The organism is Nonomuraea sp. 10N515B (assembly GCF_052245915.1).
GTDB lineage: Bacteria > Actinomycetota > Actinomycetes > Streptosporangiales > Streptosporangiaceae > Nonomuraea.
Genome location: NZ_JBQQBQ010000008.1, coordinates 61670 through 78016 on the forward strand (window position 1 = coordinate 61670; position 16347 = coordinate 78016).

At 68.7% G+C, this 16347-nt stretch carries 19 protein-coding genes; 9 read left to right on the plus strand and 10 right to left on the minus strand.

What is annotated here, in order from left to right:
- Positions 1-34: 34 nt before the first annotated feature.
- The 4 genes from radA to ACTWQA_RS13835 are packed head-to-tail and all read right to left on the minus strand — an operon-like array spanning position 35 to position 2906.
- Positions 35-1441, minus strand: coding sequence for a DNA repair protein RadA (gene radA, locus ACTWQA_RS13820; RefSeq protein WP_443159625.1), 1407 nt, complete (start codon positions 1439-1441; stop codon positions 35-37).
- A 36-nt stretch (positions 1442-1477) separates the two neighbouring features.
- Entirely contained in the window at positions 1478-1783 is a 306-nt protein-coding gene (gene trxA, locus ACTWQA_RS13825; protein WP_305917305.1) for a thioredoxin, read from the minus strand.
- Positions 1784-1786: 3 nt separating this feature from the next.
- Positions 1787-2155, minus strand: coding sequence for a MerR family transcriptional regulator (locus ACTWQA_RS13830; RefSeq protein ID WP_443159626.1), 369 nt, complete (start codon positions 2153-2155; stop codon positions 1787-1789).
- A gap of 52 nt (positions 2156-2207) precedes the next feature.
- Positions 2208-2906, minus strand: a complete 699-nt coding sequence (locus ACTWQA_RS13835) for a class I SAM-dependent methyltransferase (protein WP_443159627.1) — start codon at positions 2904-2906, stop codon at positions 2208-2210.
- Positions 2907-2997: 91 nt separating this feature from the next.
- Here ACTWQA_RS13835 and ACTWQA_RS13840 point away from each other — a divergent pair, with 91 nt between their 5' ends.
- The 7 genes from ACTWQA_RS13840 (at position 2998) to ACTWQA_RS13870 (ending at position 9836) form a co-directional block, all read left to right on the plus strand.
- A complete protein-coding gene (locus ACTWQA_RS13840; protein WP_305917302.1) occupies positions 2998-3807 on the plus strand; it encodes a sugar phosphate isomerase/epimerase family protein in 810 nt (269 codons plus the stop codon).
- Positions 3808-3818: 11 nt separating this feature from the next.
- Positions 3819-4574: a class I SAM-dependent methyltransferase gene (locus ACTWQA_RS13845; protein ID WP_443159628.1), complete on the plus strand. Its 756-nt coding sequence runs from the start codon at positions 3819-3821 to the stop codon at positions 4572-4574.
- 46 nt (positions 4575-4620) lie between these two features.
- Positions 4621-5205, plus strand: coding sequence for a TetR/AcrR family transcriptional regulator (locus ACTWQA_RS13850; RefSeq protein ID WP_443159629.1), 585 nt, complete (start codon positions 4621-4623; stop codon positions 5203-5205).
- Positions 5206-5343: 138 nt separating this feature from the next.
- Positions 5344-7443, plus strand: a complete 2100-nt coding sequence (locus ACTWQA_RS13855) for a (Fe-S)-binding protein (RefSeq protein ID WP_305917299.1) — start codon at positions 5344-5346, stop codon at positions 7441-7443.
- A gap of 148 nt (positions 7444-7591) precedes the next feature.
- The gene (locus tag ACTWQA_RS13860) at positions 7592-8407 is read left to right on the plus strand and encodes a hypothetical protein (RefSeq protein WP_443159865.1); all 816 of its coding nucleotides are present in this window, start codon (positions 7592-7594) and stop codon (positions 8405-8407) included.
- The gene (locus tag ACTWQA_RS13865; RefSeq protein ID WP_443159630.1) at positions 8404-9525 is read left to right on the plus strand and encodes a glycosyltransferase; all 1122 of its coding nucleotides are present in this window, start codon (positions 8404-8406) and stop codon (positions 9523-9525) included. The genes ACTWQA_RS13860 and ACTWQA_RS13865 overlap by 4 nt, the downstream gene beginning before the upstream one ends.
- 29 nt (positions 9526-9554) lie before the next feature.
- Entirely contained in the window at positions 9555-9836 is a 282-nt protein-coding gene (locus ACTWQA_RS13870) for a metal-sensitive transcriptional regulator (RefSeq protein ID WP_393166373.1), read from the plus strand.
- Positions 9837-9975: 139 nt separating this feature from the next.
- Here ACTWQA_RS13870 and ACTWQA_RS13875 read toward each other — a convergent pair whose 3' ends face one another.
- Positions 9976-10167 carry a hypothetical protein gene (locus tag ACTWQA_RS13875; RefSeq protein WP_211370473.1) on the minus strand — a complete coding sequence of 64 codons (192 nt, stop codon included), beginning with the start codon at positions 10165-10167 and terminating at the stop codon, positions 9976-9978.
- Between the two features lie 184 nt (positions 10168-10351).
- Positions 10352-11695 (minus strand): hypothetical protein, encoded by a 1344-nt coding sequence (locus ACTWQA_RS13880; protein WP_443159866.1) that lies wholly within the window; start codon positions 11693-11695, stop codon positions 10352-10354.
- 53 nt (positions 11696-11748) lie between these two features.
- Here ACTWQA_RS13880 and ACTWQA_RS13885 point away from each other — a divergent pair, with 53 nt between their 5' ends.
- Complete coding sequence (locus ACTWQA_RS13885) at positions 11749-12651, plus strand: hypothetical protein (protein ID WP_443159631.1); 903 nt, start codon at positions 11749-11751, stop codon at positions 12649-12651.
- Here ACTWQA_RS13885 and ACTWQA_RS13890 read toward each other — a convergent pair.
- The gene (locus ACTWQA_RS13890) at positions 12623-13144 is read right to left on the minus strand and encodes a gamma carbonic anhydrase family protein (protein WP_327587371.1); all 522 of its coding nucleotides are present in this window, start codon (positions 13142-13144) and stop codon (positions 12623-12625) included. The two genes, ACTWQA_RS13885 and ACTWQA_RS13890, sit on opposite strands and share 29 nt — an antisense overlap.
- Positions 13145-13303: 159 nt before the next feature.
- Here ACTWQA_RS13890 and ACTWQA_RS13895 point away from each other — a divergent pair, with 159 nt between their 5' ends.
- Complete coding sequence (locus ACTWQA_RS13895) at positions 13304-14290, plus strand: hypothetical protein (RefSeq protein WP_443159632.1); 987 nt, start codon at positions 13304-13306, stop codon at positions 14288-14290.
- Positions 14291-14464: 174 nt separating this feature from the next.
- On the opposite strand, the gene ACTWQA_RS13900 is transcribed toward ACTWQA_RS13895, so the two are convergent.
- The 3 genes from ACTWQA_RS13900 to ACTWQA_RS13910 form a co-directional block, all read right to left on the minus strand.
- The gene (locus ACTWQA_RS13900; RefSeq protein WP_443159633.1) at positions 14465-14707 is read right to left on the minus strand and encodes a hypothetical protein; all 243 of its coding nucleotides are present in this window, start codon (positions 14705-14707) and stop codon (positions 14465-14467) included.
- A 122-nt stretch (positions 14708-14829) separates the two neighbouring features.
- On the minus strand, positions 14830-15582 hold the full coding sequence (locus ACTWQA_RS13905; protein WP_305917293.1) for a GntR family transcriptional regulator: 753 nt from the start codon (positions 15580-15582) through the stop codon (positions 14830-14832).
- A gap of 152 nt (positions 15583-15734) precedes the next feature.
- On the minus strand, positions 15735-16277 hold the full coding sequence (locus ACTWQA_RS13910) for a VanZ family protein (protein ID WP_443159634.1): 543 nt from the start codon (positions 16275-16277) through the stop codon (positions 15735-15737).
- Between the last annotated feature and the right edge of the window lie 70 nt (positions 16278-16347).

The following is a 16347-nucleotide window of genomic DNA, read 5'->3' on the forward strand; positions in this document are numbered from 1 at the left end:
CCGTGTCGATCGGTCAACCGTCAGCTTAGCCGCGCTATGTGACGTGTGTGAGTGCGTCCCAGACGTTCTCCGCCTGAACCACCTCGAACCCGGGCGCGAACGCCACAGGCCCCACAGGCACCAGAGCACGCTGCCCGTTACGCCGCCGGGCGCCGTCTTCCAAGGATCCGGCCGGTACGAGTGCGCGTTTGAAGCCCAGCCTGGCCGCCTCGGTCAACCTCCTGCGTACGTCCTTGACCGGGCGAAGCTCACCGGCCAGGCCCACTTCGCCCAGGGCCACCAGTCCCGGAGGCAGCGGCTTGTCGCCGGCGGCGCTGGCCACCGCGAGCATGACCGACAGATCCACGGCGGGGTCGGCCAGCTTGATGCCTCCCACGGTCGCGGTGAACACGTCGCAGCCGCCGAGGCGGGCGTTGAGCCGGCGCTCCAGGACCGCCAGGATCATCTGCACGCGGTAGGTGTCGAGGCCGGAGGAGGTGCGCCGGGGCTGCTGCGCCTCGGTGCGCGCGACCAGTGCCTGGACCTCGGCGGGCAGCGGGCGGGTGCCCTCGACCGTGACCGTGACGCAGGTGCCGGGCACCGGCTCGCTGCGCCGGGAGACGAACAGGCCACTCGGGTCGGTGATGCCTTCGATGCCGCGCTCGTGCAGGTCGAAGCAGCCGACCTCGTCGGTGGGGCCGAACCGGTTTTTGATCGCGCGCACCATGCGGAGCCTGGAGTGGCGGTCGCCCTCGAAGTTGAGCACGACGTCGACCAGGTGCTCGAGCGTGCGGGGGCCGGCGATCGAGCCTTCCTTGGTGACGTGGCCGACGAGCACCGTGGCCATGTTGCGGTCCTTGGCCAGACGCACGAGATTGGCGGCCACCTCGCGCACCTGCGTCACCCCGCCGGGCACGCCGGTGGCCTGCGCGGAGCCGACCGTCTGCACCGAGTCGACGACGAGGAGCGTGGGCTGGACCTTCTCCACGTGCGTCACCAGGGCCGACAACTCGGTCTCCGCGGCGAGGTAGAGGTTGGGCTCGATCGCGGCGATGCGGTCGGCTCGCAGCCGCACTTGGGCGGCCGACTCCTCGCCCGTCACGTAGAGCACGGTCTCGCGCTGGGCGATGCGGGCGGCGGCCTGCAGCAGGAGCGTGGACTTGCCGATGCCGGGTTCGCCCGCCAGCAACACGACCGCGCCGGCCACCAGCCCGCCGCCGAGCACCCGGTCGAGCTCTCCCACGCCGGTCGTGCGGGCGGCCGCGACCTCGGCCTTGACCTGGCCGATCGGGACGGCGGGCGCGCTGGTGGCGCCGCCTTGGACGATGGTGACGCCGGCCCGGGCGCCTTCCTCGTCGACCGTGCCCCACGCCTGGCACTCGCCGCACCGCCCCACCCATTTGGTGGTGCGCCAACCGCATTCGGCGCAGCGGTATCCGGGCTTCTGGGCTGACTTGGCCATGCCGAGCAGGGTAGCGGCACAGGCCGACAATCTTGGCTAGACGAGGCCCAGGTCGGACTCCAGGAGGCGCTTGGGCTTGGCGCCGACCACGCGCTTCACCGGTTCGCCGTTCTCGAACAGGATCAGCGTGGGGATGCCCATCACGCCGTACTTGGCCATGATCTCCGGGTTTTCGTCGGTGTTGAGCTTGCCGATCGTCAGGCCGCGCTCGGCCTCGATCTGCTCCAGCACGGGCGCCACCATCCGGCAGGGACCGCACCACTCGGCCCAGAAGTCCACCAGCACCGGCCGGTCGCTCTTGAGCACCTGCTCGTCGAAGTTTTCAGTCGTCAATGTGATCATGTTTCATCCCCTGACAAAGCAACCTGGGCACGATTGGGCGAGCTGGGCGGCCACCTCGGCGCGGCGGGTGAGCAGGAGACGGATCTCCTCGTCGATCTCGGCCAGCTTGCGCTGGTAGACCTCCACGGACTCGGCGCACGAGCCGCCCGTGCTGTGCCCGCTGCGCAGGCAGTCCACGAACGGCCGGGTGTCCTCCAAGGTGAAGCCGACGGCGAGCAGGGCCCGGATCTCGGTGACCAGCTTGACGTCGTCCTCGGAGTATTGCCGGTAGCCGTTGGAACCGCGCCGTGCGCTGAGCAGCCCGTGCTGCTCGTAGTAGCGGAGCGAGCGGGTGCTCACTCCGGTGCGTTCCGCCAGCTCTCCGATGCGCATACCCCCAAGGGTAAACATTGACACTGACGTCAAGGTCAAGCCCCTGGGGTGCTCAGTAATAGCGCCAGCGCAACACGTTCGGATAGGGCAGCTCCAGCCCGGGCGTCTCGGCGATGGCCTGCTCGGCCACCTCGGGTGCGAACTCGATGCGCAGCACCGCCTCCAGGTCCGCCCGTCGCTCGAAGGTCATGCGCAGGTCCAGCGGCTGACGCTGCCACCCGTGGCGGTCCCAGAACGCCTCGACCTCGCGTGCCGAGTACGTCGGCACGGTGCGCGAGAACCACCGCCCGAACGAGCCCCGCGTCGCGTCCAGGTCGATGACGAAGGCCGCACCGCCGCGGCGGACCACCCTGGACAGCTCCCGGAGCCCCGGCTCGCAGCCGGGACCGAAGAAGTACGCCCAGCGTGCCATCGCCACATCCACGCTCGCGTCCGGCAGCGGCAGGTCCTGTGCAGCGGCGGCGTGCACGCTCACGTTGGCCAGCGCGGCGCACCGGCGGCGGGCCAGCATGGTCAGGTCGCCGTGCGGCTCGACGCCGATCACGCTCGCGGCTGACCTGGCCAGCACGGGCAGGTGGTAACCGGTGCCGCAGCCGATGTCGAGCACGGTGGCGGCGTCCCAAGGGCGCAGGGCGCGCATCGCCGCGTCGGCGGCGCCCTCGGGATCGACGGCGCGGTTCTCCACCTCGTAGACCTGGGGTGTGTTCCAGATGTTGGGGCTCGGGATCGCGCCTTTGGCTATCCGTGGCATGCCCCAACGGTAGATGCACAACCTCCGTGGTGAGGCGGCTCACCACAGGGGCTAGCGCGCCATATCCGGTTCTCCGGCTTAGGCTGGCAGCGTGGCTGATGTCATCCGCGTGCCCAATGCGAAGATCGCATTGTCCACTGCTTCGGTATATCCGGAACGCACTCCTGACGCGTTCGAGTTGGCCGCCCGCCTGGGCTATGACGGCGTAGAGATCATGGTCGGCGCCGACCCGGTGAGCCAGGACATCGACGTGATCGAGCGGCTCTCCGAGCACTATCAAGTTCCTGTCCTGGCCATTCACGCCCCCTGTCTGCTGGTGACCCAGCGGGTGTGGGGCCGCGACCCCTGGGCCAAGCTGGTCAAGGCACAGAAGGCGGCCGAGCGCCTGGGCGCCTCGACAGTCGTGGTGCACCCGCCGTTTCGCTGGCAGCGCGACTACGCGCGCGACTTCGAGGTGGGGCTGGCCAGGATGCGCGACGAGACGGACGTCACGTTCGCGGTGGAGAACATGTTCCCGCTGCGGGCCAGGGGCAACGACGTGGTGCCCTACTCGCCCGGCTGGAACCCGATCGACTACGAGTTCCCCCAGGTCACCCTGGACCTGTCGCACACGGCCGTGTCCGGCTCGGACGCCATGGAGATGGCCGCCAAGCTCGGCGACCGGCTGGCACACCTCCACCTGGCCGACGGCATCGGGGTGACGAACAAGGACGAGCATCTGGTGCCGGGCAGGGGCAACCAGCCCTGCGCCCAGATGCTGGAGCGCCTGGCCAAGACCGGCTACTCCGGCCTGGTCGTGCTCGAGATCAACACGCGCAAGGCGGCGAGCCGTACCGAGCGGATCGACGATCTGGCCGAAGGGCTGGCCTTCGCGCGGTTGCACCTGGCGGCGTCTACATGAACATCGGGCCGATGAGGGATCTTGGCAGGGTGTTCGACCGCGTGGCCGACGCCTACGACGCGGGCCGGCCCAGCTACCCCGACGAGATGTATCGCGCGGTGAGCGAGCTGACCGGCGTCGACCTGGACGGCGCCACGACCGTGGACGTAGGGGCGGGCACGGGCATTCTGACGCGGGCGCTCAGGGCACGTGGCTCGCACGTCATCGCGGTCGATCCGGGTGCGGAGATGCTGGCCAAGCTCATGTCCCGGTCCGCGAACGGCACGCCGGCCGTCGCGGCGGTGCAGGGCGACGGCAACGCGCTGCCGCTCGCGGACGGGGTGGCCGACCTGGTGGCGTACGGCCAGTCGTGGCACTGGCTGGACCCGGTGGTCTCGATCGCCGAGGCCAGGAGGGTGCTGCGGCGGCGTGGCGCGATCGTGGGCTGCTGGAACTTCCACCACGCCGCCCAGGCGGACTGGCTGGCCGCCTACGAGGCCCGCCTGGCCGAGGAGGTCCCCGCTTACTGGGGGCCGGCCGTCGAGGAGTGGTCGGTGCCGCCCATCGCCTCGGCTTTCGAGGTGATCGAGGAGCGCTGGATCCCGTGGACGCGGCTGGTCGGCATCGAGGACTTCCTGCTGGACCTACGCTCGCACTCGTACATGGCGGCGCTGTCGGCGCAGGCGGCCGGCACGCTCGTCGAGCGGCAGCGGGCGGAGTTGCGCGAGGAGTTCCCGGAGGGCGTGTTGTCGGTGCCGATGCGGGTCTATCTGGCGGTGGGCCGGTGAGCACGCGCGGCGTGTGGCGACCGAGCCGGCCTCGCGGAGTGAGGCCATGAGCACAGTAAAGCGGCGTCCGGGGCGTCGGCCCGGGTCTGCCGACACACGTGGAGAGATCCTGGCGGCGGCCAGGAAGGTGTTCTCCGAGAAGGGGTTCGACAAGGCCACGGTGCGCGGCATCGCCAGGGAGGCCAAGGTCGATCCCGCCCTCGTGCACCACTACTTCGCGACGAAGGAGGGCATGTTCGCGGCGGCCATGCAGCTGCCGGTCAGCCCCGAGACCGTCATCCCGCTGCTGCTGGAGGGCCCGCGCGAAGAGATCGGCGAGCGGCTGGTCCGCCTGATCCTGCGCGTCACCGCCTCGCCGGAGACGCGTGAGCCGATGGTTGCGCTGATCCGATCGGCCATGACCAACGAGCAGGCGGCCGCGATGATGCGGGAGTTCATCACCAACGCCCTGCTCTACCAGGTGGCCGGTCGGCTGGAGGTGCCGCACCTGCGGATCGAGGCCGCGTTCGCCCAGATGTTCGGCGTGATCCTGGGGCGCTATGTGCTCAAGCTGGAGCCGCTGGCGAGCGCCGATCCCGAGGAGCTGGTCGAGTTGCTGGGGCCGACCATCCAGAGGTACTTCGCTGGCTAGAGCATTGTTCTACACAGCGCGGTGACCATAGGGTATGTCGCGTACCCTGGCAAAGTTACTCACGGGTAGGATCAGGGTAGCGGTCGGTGGTTCGGGTGACCGTACGCTGGCAGCCAACGTCGTCTGTGGGAGGAACCCGTGCTCTGGGTAGCCATCATCGGACTCGTCATGACCGTCCTGGCGGTGGCCGTCGCCGGCCGCAGGGCGCTGTTCCTGTACAAGCTGGCGACCGTGGGCCCGCCCGCGCCTGAGCGGATCGACTACGCCAAGACGCACGCCGCCGACGAGGCCAAGGCGCAGCTGGTCGAGGTGTTCGGGCAGAAGAAGCTGCTCAAGTGGACGCCGTCGGGCACCGCGCACTTTTTCGTCATGTGGGCGTTCTTCATCCTGCTGACCGTCTACATCGAGGCGTACGGCGCGATCGTCCAGGGGGCGATCACCGGCCGGCCCGACTTCCACATCCCGCTCATCGGGACCTGGGGCGTGCTGGGCTTCTTGCAGGACTTCATCGCGGTGGCGTGCCTGGCGGGTCTCGCGGTCTTCGCGGGCATCCGGATCAAGAACGCGCCCGAGAAGCTCGGCCGCAGCTCGCGCTTCTCCGGCTCCCACCTGGGCGGCGCGTGGCTCGTGCTGTTCATGATCTTCAACATCATCTGGACGCTCTTCCTGGCCAGGGGCGCGGCGGCGGCCAACGGGAACTTCCCGTACTCCTCGGGCGCCTTCGTCTCGCTGGCGCTCGGCGACGTGCTGCCGCAGAGCGGGCTGCTGGAGGAGATCGCGCTGCTCCTGCACATCGGCTTCATGCTGGTGTTCCTGGTGATCGTGGTGCACTCCAAGCACCTGCACATCTTCACCGCGCCGCTGAACGTGCTGTTCTCGCGCCGCCCCGACGGCCTCGGCGCGGCAGTGGAGATGCGGGTGGACGGCAAGCCGGTGGACTTCGAGGACGAGGACCTGGATCCGGAGCGGCTGGGGCGCGGCAAGATCGGCGACACCACGTGGAAGGGGTTCCTGGACTTCTACTCCTGTACGGAGTGCGGCCGCTGCCAGTCGCAGTGCCCGGCGTGGAACACGGACAAGCCGCTGTCGCCGAAGATGCTCATCCTCGACCAGCGTGACCACGCCTTCAAGGTGGCGCCCTACCTGATGGCGGCGAGCACGGAGCACGCCGACAAGGACGTGCTGGCGCTGCTGGAGAAGCCGCTCGTCGGCGAGGAGGGCGTGATCCACCCGGACGTGCTGTGGTCGTGCACCAACTGCGGCGCGTGCGTCGAGCAGTGCCCGGTGGACATCGAGCACATCGACCACATCCTCGACATGCGCCGCTACCAGGTGATGGTCGAGTCGTCGTTCCCGTCCGAGGCGGGGGTGATGGTCAAGAACCTGGAGAACAAGGGCAACCCGTGGGGGATGTCCGAGATGAAGCGGGCCGACTGGATCGAGGAGCTCGATTTCGAGGTCGAGGTCGTCGACGAGAAGATGCCCGAGGACGCCGAATACCTGTTCTGGGTGGGCTGCGCGGGCGCGCTTGAGGACCGGGCCAAGAAGACCACCAAGGCCGTGGCCGAGCTGCTGCACATCGCGGGCGTGAAGTTCGCGGTGCTGGGGCCGATGGAGGCGTGCACCGGCGACCCGGCCCGCCGCCTGGGCATGGAATATCTGTTCAACATGCTCGCCCAGCAGAACATCGAGACCCTCAACGAGGCGGGCGTCAAGAAGATCGTCGCCACCTGCCCGCACTGCTTCAACACGCTCGCGAACGAATACCCACAGCTCGGCGGGACGTACGAGGTCGTGCACCACACGCAGCTGCTGTCGAAGCTGGTGGACGAGGGACTGCTCACCCCGATCACGCCGATCGAGGAGAAGATCACCTACCACGACCCGTGCTTCCTCGGCCGCCACAACAAGGTTTACTCCCAGCCCCGCGACATCATGTCCAAGGTGCCCGGCGTCACGACGCAGGAGATGCACCGGCACAAGGACCGCGGCTTCTGCTGCGGCGCGGGCGGTGCGCGCATGTGGATGGAGGAGCGCATCGGCAAGCGCATCAACACCGAGCGCGTGGACGAGGCGCTGACCACCAACCCGGACACCGTGTCCACGGCCTGCCCGTTCTGCATGGTGATGCTGGGCGATGCGATCAACGAGAAGAAGAACAACGGTGAGGCCAAGGAGTCGCTGGAAGTCGTGGACGTGGCTCAGCTCTTGATCAAATCGGTCAAAGGCGCTTCCTGACCGGGAAATGTCGGACTCCTCCACACGTGTGGTGGAGGAGTTTCGCATGTCAGCAGGGGTGGTTACAAGAAATCAACCATCCACATAACGGGAAAATCACGGTAACCTCAACGTCGCATGGCTCTATTCGACGGGGAGGGGGCTCGTGATGGGCGTCGTCGTCACCGACGCCGAGGTCACCCTGGCTGACGTGCTCTCCTTGCGACTGGCCATCGACGAACCACTACAAGAGGGCACAGAGCTCGTCCTCAGGAACCGCACCACGGGGGTGGAGCGCGACGTGCGGCTCGGCACTCGGGGCGCGCGATCGCGCGAGGCCACGCTGGCGGTCTCGCTGGCGCCGCTGGACCTCAGTGCCGGGCGCTGGGATGCCTACCTGCGGGGGGCGAACGGCAAGCGCAGCAGGTTGCGCAGCGTCGATCCCGGCTTCTCGCTCGACCACCTCGACGCCTACGCCCTGTGCAAGCGCACCCTGGCCTACCGTTCCTACCGCACCCGCAACGGGTTCCTCGCGCTGAAGATCTCCGACGCGGAGCCCGCCGCCGAGGTGCGCGCGATCTGGTTCAGGGAAGGCCGCTTCGAGGTCATGGGCCTGCTGGCCTACTCCGGGCTCGAGGACGACGACTCCCGCCACGAGGCCACGCTGACCCTGGACCGCCGGCAGACCAGCGCGCGGGTGACGGCCACGGCCTTCGTCCAAGGCGTGCGCTTCCACGCCGCCTTCTCTCTCGTGGACGTGGTGGCCGCCGACCCCCCGAGCTCCGACACCTCGGTAGGCTCCGGCACCTGGGAGCCGGCGCTGCAGGTCGAGGGCGTGCCCACGCCGCTGAAGCTGGGCGCCTGGCTCGACGACGTGGACGGCAAGCGCCGCCGGCTGCACTACCCCTCGGCCAAGGTGGACGGGGTGCCGATCAAACCCTGCTACACCGCCGACGACGAGCTGCGCATCGAGGTGGGCGGATGAAGGTCAGCCTGGTCCTGCCCTCCGCGTACGGCATGCGGGGCGATGTGCGGGCCACGCTCAACCTCGCCTCGGCGCTGGCGAAGCGGCACGAGGTCGAGGTGATCAGCGTACGGCGGCAGAAGGAGAAGCCGTTCTTCCCCGTCGACCCCGACGTGGCCATGCGCAGCGTGGTCGACGCCCGGCCGGGCGTCAGGCACCTGCTCCCGCGCGGCCAGGTGCGCACCGAGGTGGCGCTGTGGCGGGTGCTGCGCGGGCTCAAGTGCGACGTGCTGATCACCACCCGGCCGGCGCTCGGCGTCCAGGCCGCCAGGCACGCTCCCCGCGAGATGCTGAAGATCGCCAGGGAATGGTCGCGGCCGGCCGTGCCCGCGCCCGTGAAACGCTTCTATCCGCGCCTGAACGCCGTTGTGACGGCCACGGAGTCGGCTCAGGAGGAGTGGACCAGGCTCCTGGACGGCGGGCCCGTCGTGCACTCCGTACAGGACGCACTGGCGGCCGGTCCGTGGCCGCGCTCGCGGATGGACAACAGGATCGTGGCCGCCGGCGGGCGGTGGGTGCCGGTCAAGGCGTACGACCGGCTGATCAAGGCGTTCGCCATCGTGGCCGACAAGCGGCCCGACTGGCGGCTGCGGCTCTACGGCGGCGGCCCGGAGGAGCGGCGGCTGCGCGCGCTGGTGCGCGAGCTCGACCTGCACAACCACGTCTACTTCATGGGCACCACGCCGGACCTGGCGGGCGAGTTCGCCAAGGCGTCGATCGTGGCCAACACCTCGCGGGCCGAGGACCAGTCCATGACGGTGCTCGAGGCCATGGGGTGCGGGGTGCCGGTGGTGGCGTTCGAGGGGGCCAAGGGGCCGACGGAGTTCGTGGCCACGGGTTACAACGGGATTCTGGTGCCCCAGCCCGACGTGCCCGAGTCCGGCACCGCATCCGACGTGCCCAGGTCCGGCACCGTATCCAACGCCGACCCGCACCTGTTCGCCGCGGCGCTGCTCGCGCTGATCGACGACGAACGCAGGCGGCGCTCGCTCGCGGCAGGTGCGCTGGACACGGCGCTGCGCCACTCGGCCGGCGAGGTGGCCGATCAGTGGGAGAAGCTGATCACGGATCTCCACTGAGGGATACCGGTTCCGGGTACCGTAGAGGCATGCATGGGTACAGCGGAGACAAGCAGGCCTATCTGACGCGGCTCAGGCGCATCGAGGGTCAGATCAGGGGCCTGCAGCGAATGGTCGATGACGACTCATACTGCATCGACGTGCTCACCCAGGTCTCCGCGGCCACGCGGGCGCTGCAGGCGGTGGCGCTGGGGCTGCTCGAGGAGCACATCTCGCACTGCGTGGCCGACGCGATCAACACCGGCGGGCCCGAGGCCGAGGCGAAAGTGAAAGAGGCCTCCGCGGCGATCGCGCGCCTCGTCCGTTCGTAAGTCTCCGTCTCGTAAGTCTCCGTCGAATGTGAGGATGCCTCATTTGTACGGAGGAGACCGATGGGGGCAAGTGACTAGTTATGCGAAACCCCGGGAACTAGGTCCCCGGGGTCGGTAATCGTGATGGTCGTATGGTCCTTCAGCGGCTCGCCGAAGTCCGCAATCCGAGCGCGTCGTCGAGTTCGTCCAAGGTCAGCCGCCGCTCGCTGACAGCCACGGCCGTGAGCACCTCGGCGTAGAGCGCAATCTCGTCCAACGCGACACGGTCGTGGACCCGAGAGTCCAGGTCGTCGTGCCCCACCGCGTCGTCCTTTCCTTCCGCAGCCCACACCCTCTACGAGGTTACGGTGCGGCCCCTTCCGGCGACATGGCCCATCGGAGTCATTCCTTTCCGTGCCGCGGGACCCCAGTGGGATCATTTCCCGAATCCGAGATCACAATTCAGCGTATTTCCTGTTACCTGGAGTGTTAGAACGATATAGGGGTGGTTAGGGTGAAATAGCGGGATAAGTGGTTTAGTAGTGACCTGTGTCATGTTCATGGTGATCGTCGCGTTCGTGGACGAGCTTCTGCACAAGCGCCGACTGCCCCGCCAGCCCGCGCTCGGGCACCTTGGCCCCCGTCAGCCTGCCCCACGCCAGCCCCGTCGCGTACGCGGCCCCGAGCACCGCCGCCGCGCTGGCCCGGTCCGGCGGCGCCACCTCCAGCACCGGCGAGGGGGCGATCGACACCCCGCCGGGCCGCCCCTGTGCGGGGAACCCGTCCGGCGCGGTCGTCTCCCCCGCAGAGGTTCCAGTGAGCCCGGCCCGCTCCAGCTCCTCGTATGCCATCCTGAGCCGGTGATCCAGCCGCGCGGGCAGCAGACCCCTGGAGTCCGACAGATCGGCCAGGAACGCCGCCGTGGACCGCGGCGGGTGCGGCATGAAAGCCAGCGCCTCGGCCAGGTCGTAGACGGAGTGGGAGAAGTGCGCCTCGGGATCGGTCTCCACCAGCAACGCCCGGCTCAGCCGCGCGGGACAGCGGCCCAGCCAGACCTGACGCACCACCTCGTCACCGGGCGAGGTGTCGTCGAGCCCCGACCGGCGCAGCATCGGCTCCACCATGGTGAGCAGCGCCAGTGCCCGCGGCCTGAAACGGGTGTCGGACAGGAGGATCTGCGCCGTGTCGGCCATGACGGCGGCGAGCCTGAGCGCCTCGCGCGTGCGGCCGGCCCGCGCCCGCTCCGCCACCAGCGTGACGAGGTCGAGCAGGGGCGGCGCGGGCAACCAGCGCACCCACTCGTCGCCGGGCAGCGGGCGCCGCAGGTATTCGCCGAACACGGTGATCAGCCGCTCGTTGCCGTCGAAGGCGGGCGCGTACGCGCACCACATGATCGTGCCCCAGACCGCCGCCACCGTGCCCGGCACGTCGGAGGCGAAGATCTCGTCGAACGCCGTCAGGGGATAGTCCAGCTCCGACTTGCGCCCGCTCGCCCGCACCAGCACCCTGACCTGCTCGGTCAGGTCCGCCGACACGTCGGGGCCGATGAACGCCTGGGTGGAGCCCGGCTCGGCGTGGAAGTCGGGACCGTACGGGAGCACCGCGTCCGGCAGCACGGCCGCGGCGTGCTGCACCTGCCGGGCCCGCGTGCTCCGCGGCGGCGCCGCCAGGCGCCAGCGGCCGTCGGCGGGGTCGTACAGATGCCAGCGCGCGTGCGCGCCGAAGAGCCAGCGGTCGCCATCTGGGGTCACAAGAATCCTGGCGGCCAGGACGTGGGCGCGGTCGGGCACGGAAAGCCCTTGCCAGCGCGGGTCCGCGACCATCGCGCGGACCTCCGCCTCGGCAGAAGTGAACGCGTCCCAGGGTGGCACGGGCGTCATGGTACTGGGAGCCATCGGATCAACCATCGGCATTTCACGGCAGAATGTCCGCTATGAGGGCGAAGGTAGCAGGGACGTTGGCGGTCGCGAGCGTGCTCGCCGGTTGCGGCACGACTACCTCGGCACAACCCACGCCCAGCGGTCCCGGGCTGGTCACCCTGGACAAGGTCACCCCGCCGGCGCCCGGCGGGGAGGTGGGCCAGGCCTCGACGGAGTTCGCGAACGCGACCGACCTGTCCTTGTGGACGAAGCTGAGCGAGACCGAGAAGGACGTCGACAGGATCGCCAAGTGGGACGTGAACAAGACCGTGAAGGGCTCGATGTATCTGGAGCCCAAGACCTCGGCCTGGTTCGACGGCTTCCGCGGCCCCTTCGTCTACCAGGACCTCGCCGGCGACATCGTCATGCACGCCCGGGTCAAGGTCGAGGGCAAGAGCGGCGGCCAGCCCAAGCGCAAGTTCTCCCTCGGCGGACTGATGGCCCGCCAGCCCGACTCGTACACCACGCCCAACTGGGTGTCGGTCACCACCGGCACTGGAGAAAAAAGCGGTCAGGTCGAGGTGAAGTACACCAAGGACGGCAGCTCCAAGCCGAAGGAGCTGGCGGTCAAGAACGGCTGGGTGGAGCTCGTGCTGGCCAGAGTGGGCCGCGTCTTCGTCGCGCTGTACAAGGAGGACGGCGGCAAGTGGAAGGTCGGCAACCGCTGGCCCTCGACCCTGCCTGACGTGCTGCAATGGGGCGTCACCGCCTATACGGACTGGGACAGCTACAACACCCTCAAGAAGGACGCGGCCAAGGCCAACGCCAAGCAGGTCAGCGGCCGGCCCGACCTTGAACTGACCGTCGACTTCGTCCGGTTCCTGCGGCCCGAGCTGCCAGAGTACGCCGACCCGCTCAACAACGCGTCGGTGTCCGACGAGGTCCTGATCAAAGCGATGACGCCTGCCGGTGCCTGAGCGCCTTGGCGATGTAGTTGTCCGGCGTGCGGGCGAAGGACGCCCGGTCGTCGTCGGTGAGCTCGCGCACGATCTTCCCGGGCACGCCGGCGACCAGCACGCCGGCCGGGATCTTCTTGCCCGGGCCCACCAGCGCTCCGGCGGCGACCAGTGTGCCCGCCCCGATGCGGGCGCCGCCGAGCACGATCGCGCCGATGCCGATCAACGCGCCGGACTCCACGTGGGCGCCGTGGACCATGGCCTTGTGGCCCAGGCTGACCCGGTCCTCCAGGACCGCGGGCTCACCCGGGTCGGAGTGCAGGCAACACAGATCCTGTACGTTGCATTCCTGGCCGATTTCGATCCGCTCGTCGTCGCCGCGGAGAACGGAGCCGTACCAGATGCTGGACGCCCGGCCGATCCGGACCCTGCCGACCACGGTCACGCCGTGCGCGATGTACGCCTCGGGATGTATGTCCGGGACTGCTCCGTTGTCCAACGCTGCTATGTACACCCGTCACATCGTAATTCCCGAGCTCCGTGGCTCCACTATGGCGTTCCGGTTGCGGACGTGGGCAGATGGCAGGAGAGTCGTTTCCTGACGTCTCGTCGTCAGACCCTCACAACCCGCAGTTTCCCCCCGCCTCACGCAAACCACCTTTAGGTAACCCCCATGATGAACCAGCACGAGAGCATTCCCGATCTGATGCAAGAGGACACCTTCGAGGTCGTGATGCGCGGCTACAACCGCCGCCAGGTCCACGACTACATGCTTCGAACCCGTAACCAGATACGGGATCTGGAAGAGCGGCTGGCACGGGCGATCGACCAGGCCGAGCAGGGCCGCATCGAGCTGGCCGAGGCCAGGCGGCGCATGGTCGAGGCGCCGCAGAGCTATGAGGACCTCAGCCCCAGGCTCGCCCAGATCCTCAAGCTCGGCGAAGAGGAGGCCGCGGCCAAGCGATCGGACGCCGAGGCCGAGGCCGCCAGCGTGCGTGACGCGGCCAAGTCGGAGGCCGACCGGCTGTTGATGACGTCCCGCGAGACCGCTGACAAGATCCTCACCTCCGCGCAGGGCGAGGCCGAGCGCCGCGTGCACGAGGCGACGCAGGCGGCGGAGGGCATGTTGGCCCAGGCGGGCGCGGACGCGGAGGAGCATCTCACCGCCGCCCGCACCGAGGCTGATGAGGCGCTGCGCGAGGCACGGGCCGAGGCGGAGCGGGTGGTGACCGCCGCCCAGGCCGAGTCCGAGCAGCTGATGAAGTCCGCCAACGCGCAGGCCGAGCAGCTGCTCACGGGTGCGCGGAGTGAGGCCGATGCGATGCTCGCGGCGGCGCAGCAGCGCACCGCGACGCTGGACGAGCACGCGGGGCGGCGGGTGGAATACCTGACCAACACGCACAGCGAGGTCGTGCGGCGGCTGACGGAGATCAGCTCGGTGCTGGGCGATCTCATGCGCAGCGAGTCGGGCGCGGGGCCGCTGGTGCCCGAGCACGCCCTTCCCCCCTCGCCTCAGGAGCACGCCCTTCCCTCGGGGCAGGAGGACGTGCGGATCATCGTGGAGGCGCAGGAGGAGGAGCGTCCGCCGGCGGACGCGCCCCCGGCCATCTCCGACGACACGGACGTGACCATCGTCCGCTTGTCCGAGGTCCCCAAGTAATCCCACCAGGCGCCTATGACTGTACGGAGCGGAAGCCCCCGCCCCCGATAGGGTCGGAGGCTTCCGCGTTCGTGGCCCCTCCTGCGTGGTGGCCCGGTGCCGGGGCCGCCGAGACGCTGGACCCGGCACCGGGCTGCTCATGTGCGTCCGCCGCGGAACGCTCCACGGCGGACGTCAAGGCGGCGCCGGGCCGGTCCGCCACCGGTGCGGGTCCCCGGCCCGTCGTTCCTGGTCCCGGAGCCGGTCACGCAGGCCGTCCGGGTCGTCCGCGTCGATGGTCATCGCGCATCCGGCGTCGCGCTGCGCCGCGCTCAGCGGATGGTGTCTCGTGGCCCACCAGCGGCCCGCATCGCTCCGCCAGATGGTCCACTGGGGGAACTCCCGGGCGATCTCGGCGAGGTGCCGATCAAAGGACATCGCCGTCCACCTTCCCGGGCCCCAGGCGAGGTTCCATCTCTCTAAGAAGATGAACGACTTCTCTAGAGATATCAATGATCGTGGTGGACAGGTCAACCTATCGCTTGACAGATCACCTTGATTCAGGCGTCGAAGTCGTACTGGAGTACATAAGCCGCCGAGTCCAGCACCATCTCGTTGACCTCGACGGGCAGTCCACCGGACGTGTACGCGGTCCGCGCGATGACGATCACGGGTGTGCCGCCCGGCAGGTCCAGCAGCGCGCTCTCGCGCGGTTGCGGCATACGGGCCCGCACCTCCTCGGTGAAGTGGGCCGGGGGCACGCCCAGATCGCCCAGCCTGGCGTAGACGCCGCCAGGACCTGTGTCGGGAAGGGTGATCGCGCTGCCCTCCACCAGGGCGGCGGGAAAGTAGGACGTGGCCAGTTGCACGGGCCTGGTGTCGACCGAGTAGCGGCGTCGCCGTACCCAGACCTCGCGGCTGTCCAGAACGCTCGCGACCTCCTCTGTGGCTCGCTCCAGCGCCACCTCGACGTGATCCACGGTGAACGGCCGGCCTCGGGTGTCGGCCTCCCAGATGGCCTGGCCCTGACCCCACTGCTCTCGTGACAGGCGACGTGAGCCGTGCCTGCGGATCGGTTTGAACAGCCGCACGTAAACCCCCGAACCTCGTCTGGGCACCGCCAGCCCTTCATTGATCAGTACGGCAAGCGCCTGCCTGGCGGTGGCTCGTGCGATTGCGTATTCGGCCATCAGAGCGTTCTCGCCCGGTAGTCGGTCCCCGTCGCGCAACTCGCCGGACAGGATCCGGGCGCGGAGACCGTCGGCGATGCGGCGATAGATAGGGGGCTCGTGGGGTACCGGGGATTCAGACAACTTTGATCACCCTCTGTCACCAACCAGGTAGTGGCGTCTCCAGAGAACTTGCCCCGTCTTGTCCACGATCGCACAGATATAGAGGTTGGTCCCGGGCTTCTTTTGAGCGGATCGTGCCCATGTGGTGAATTCCGCTGCGTTTTAGCAGACCGTTACCGTGGAACGCTCCCAGCCGGTATTCGGGTGGCCCACCAGCGGCGAGTAATCAGTGCGAAGATCACGGCGCCTGCCGTGTTGAGGATGACGTCGTCGATGGAGGAGAAACGGCCCAGTCTCAGCACGTACTGGAGGAGCTCGACCAGGACCGAAAATGCCGCGGAGACCGCCGCAACCCGGCCGATCGAGGCCATGGCGGGGGTGCGTACCGGCAGCAGCGCCCCCAGGGCGGCGAATACCAGCAGATTGCCTCCGACCTGCACCAACACGGTCTGCCACGATGCGGTGGCGACGTCGGCGAGGTCCATGAACGGGACGAGGCCGACTCCGCGAGCGCCGTCGGACGGGGTGAGGATCATCCAAATCCACGGCGCGGTGCCGACCACGATGCCGATGTCGGCGATCGACGTGCGCAGAGGCGCCGGGTGGCCGGCGCGAGCGCGGTGGCGGGAGACAAGCAAGATTGCTAGCAAGGCCAAGGGGAGTGCAAACGTACCAGCAATAATGACGTTTCCCCACAATTCCCACGTCCGCGCCATCCGACCATGATGGTCAGTGATCTAGGGGTACCGGAAGATGTCCATCTGGACAGGTCTTCTCGGATCCTTC

Excerpts from the sequence above, each read along its gene's own strand:
- radA (WP_443159625.1), bottom strand. The coding sequence starts at position 1,441 with ATGGCCAAGTCAGCCCAGAAGCCCGGATACCGCTGCGCCGAATGCGGT.
- trxA (WP_305917305.1), bottom strand. The coding sequence starts at position 1,783 with ATGATCACATTGACGACTGAAAACTTCGACGAGCAGGTGCTCAAGAGC.
- ACTWQA_RS13830 (WP_443159626.1), bottom strand. The coding sequence starts at position 2,155 with ATGCGCATCGGAGAGCTGGCGGAACGCACCGGAGTGAGCACCCGCTCG.
- ACTWQA_RS13835 (WP_443159627.1), bottom strand. The coding sequence starts at position 2,906 with ATGCCACGGATAGCCAAAGGCGCGATCCCGAGCCCCAACATCTGGAAC.
- ACTWQA_RS13845 (WP_443159628.1), top strand. The coding sequence starts at position 3,819 with ATGAGGGATCTTGGCAGGGTGTTCGACCGCGTGGCCGACGCCTACGAC.
- ACTWQA_RS13850 (WP_443159629.1), top strand. The coding sequence starts at position 4,621 with ATGAGCACAGTAAAGCGGCGTCCGGGGCGTCGGCCCGGGTCTGCCGAC.
- ACTWQA_RS13860 (WP_443159865.1), top strand. The coding sequence starts at position 7,592 with ATGGGCGTCGTCGTCACCGACGCCGAGGTCACCCTGGCTGACGTGCTC.
- ACTWQA_RS13865 (WP_443159630.1), top strand. The coding sequence starts at position 8,404 with ATGAAGGTCAGCCTGGTCCTGCCCTCCGCGTACGGCATGCGGGGCGAT.
- ACTWQA_RS13870 (WP_393166373.1), top strand. The coding sequence starts at position 9,555 with ATGCATGGGTACAGCGGAGACAAGCAGGCCTATCTGACGCGGCTCAGG.
- ACTWQA_RS13880 (WP_443159866.1), bottom strand. The coding sequence starts at position 11,695 with ATGACGCCCGTGCCACCCTGGGACGCGTTCACTTCTGCCGAGGCGGAG.
- ACTWQA_RS13885 (WP_443159631.1), top strand. The coding sequence starts at position 11,749 with ATGAGGGCGAAGGTAGCAGGGACGTTGGCGGTCGCGAGCGTGCTCGCC.
- ACTWQA_RS13895 (WP_443159632.1), top strand. The coding sequence starts at position 13,304 with ATGATGAACCAGCACGAGAGCATTCCCGATCTGATGCAAGAGGACACC.
- ACTWQA_RS13900 (WP_443159633.1), bottom strand. The coding sequence starts at position 14,707 with ATGTCCTTTGATCGGCACCTCGCCGAGATCGCCCGGGAGTTCCCCCAG.
- ACTWQA_RS13910 (WP_443159634.1), bottom strand. The coding sequence starts at position 16,277 with ATGGCGCGGACGTGGGAATTGTGGGGAAACGTCATTATTGCTGGTACG.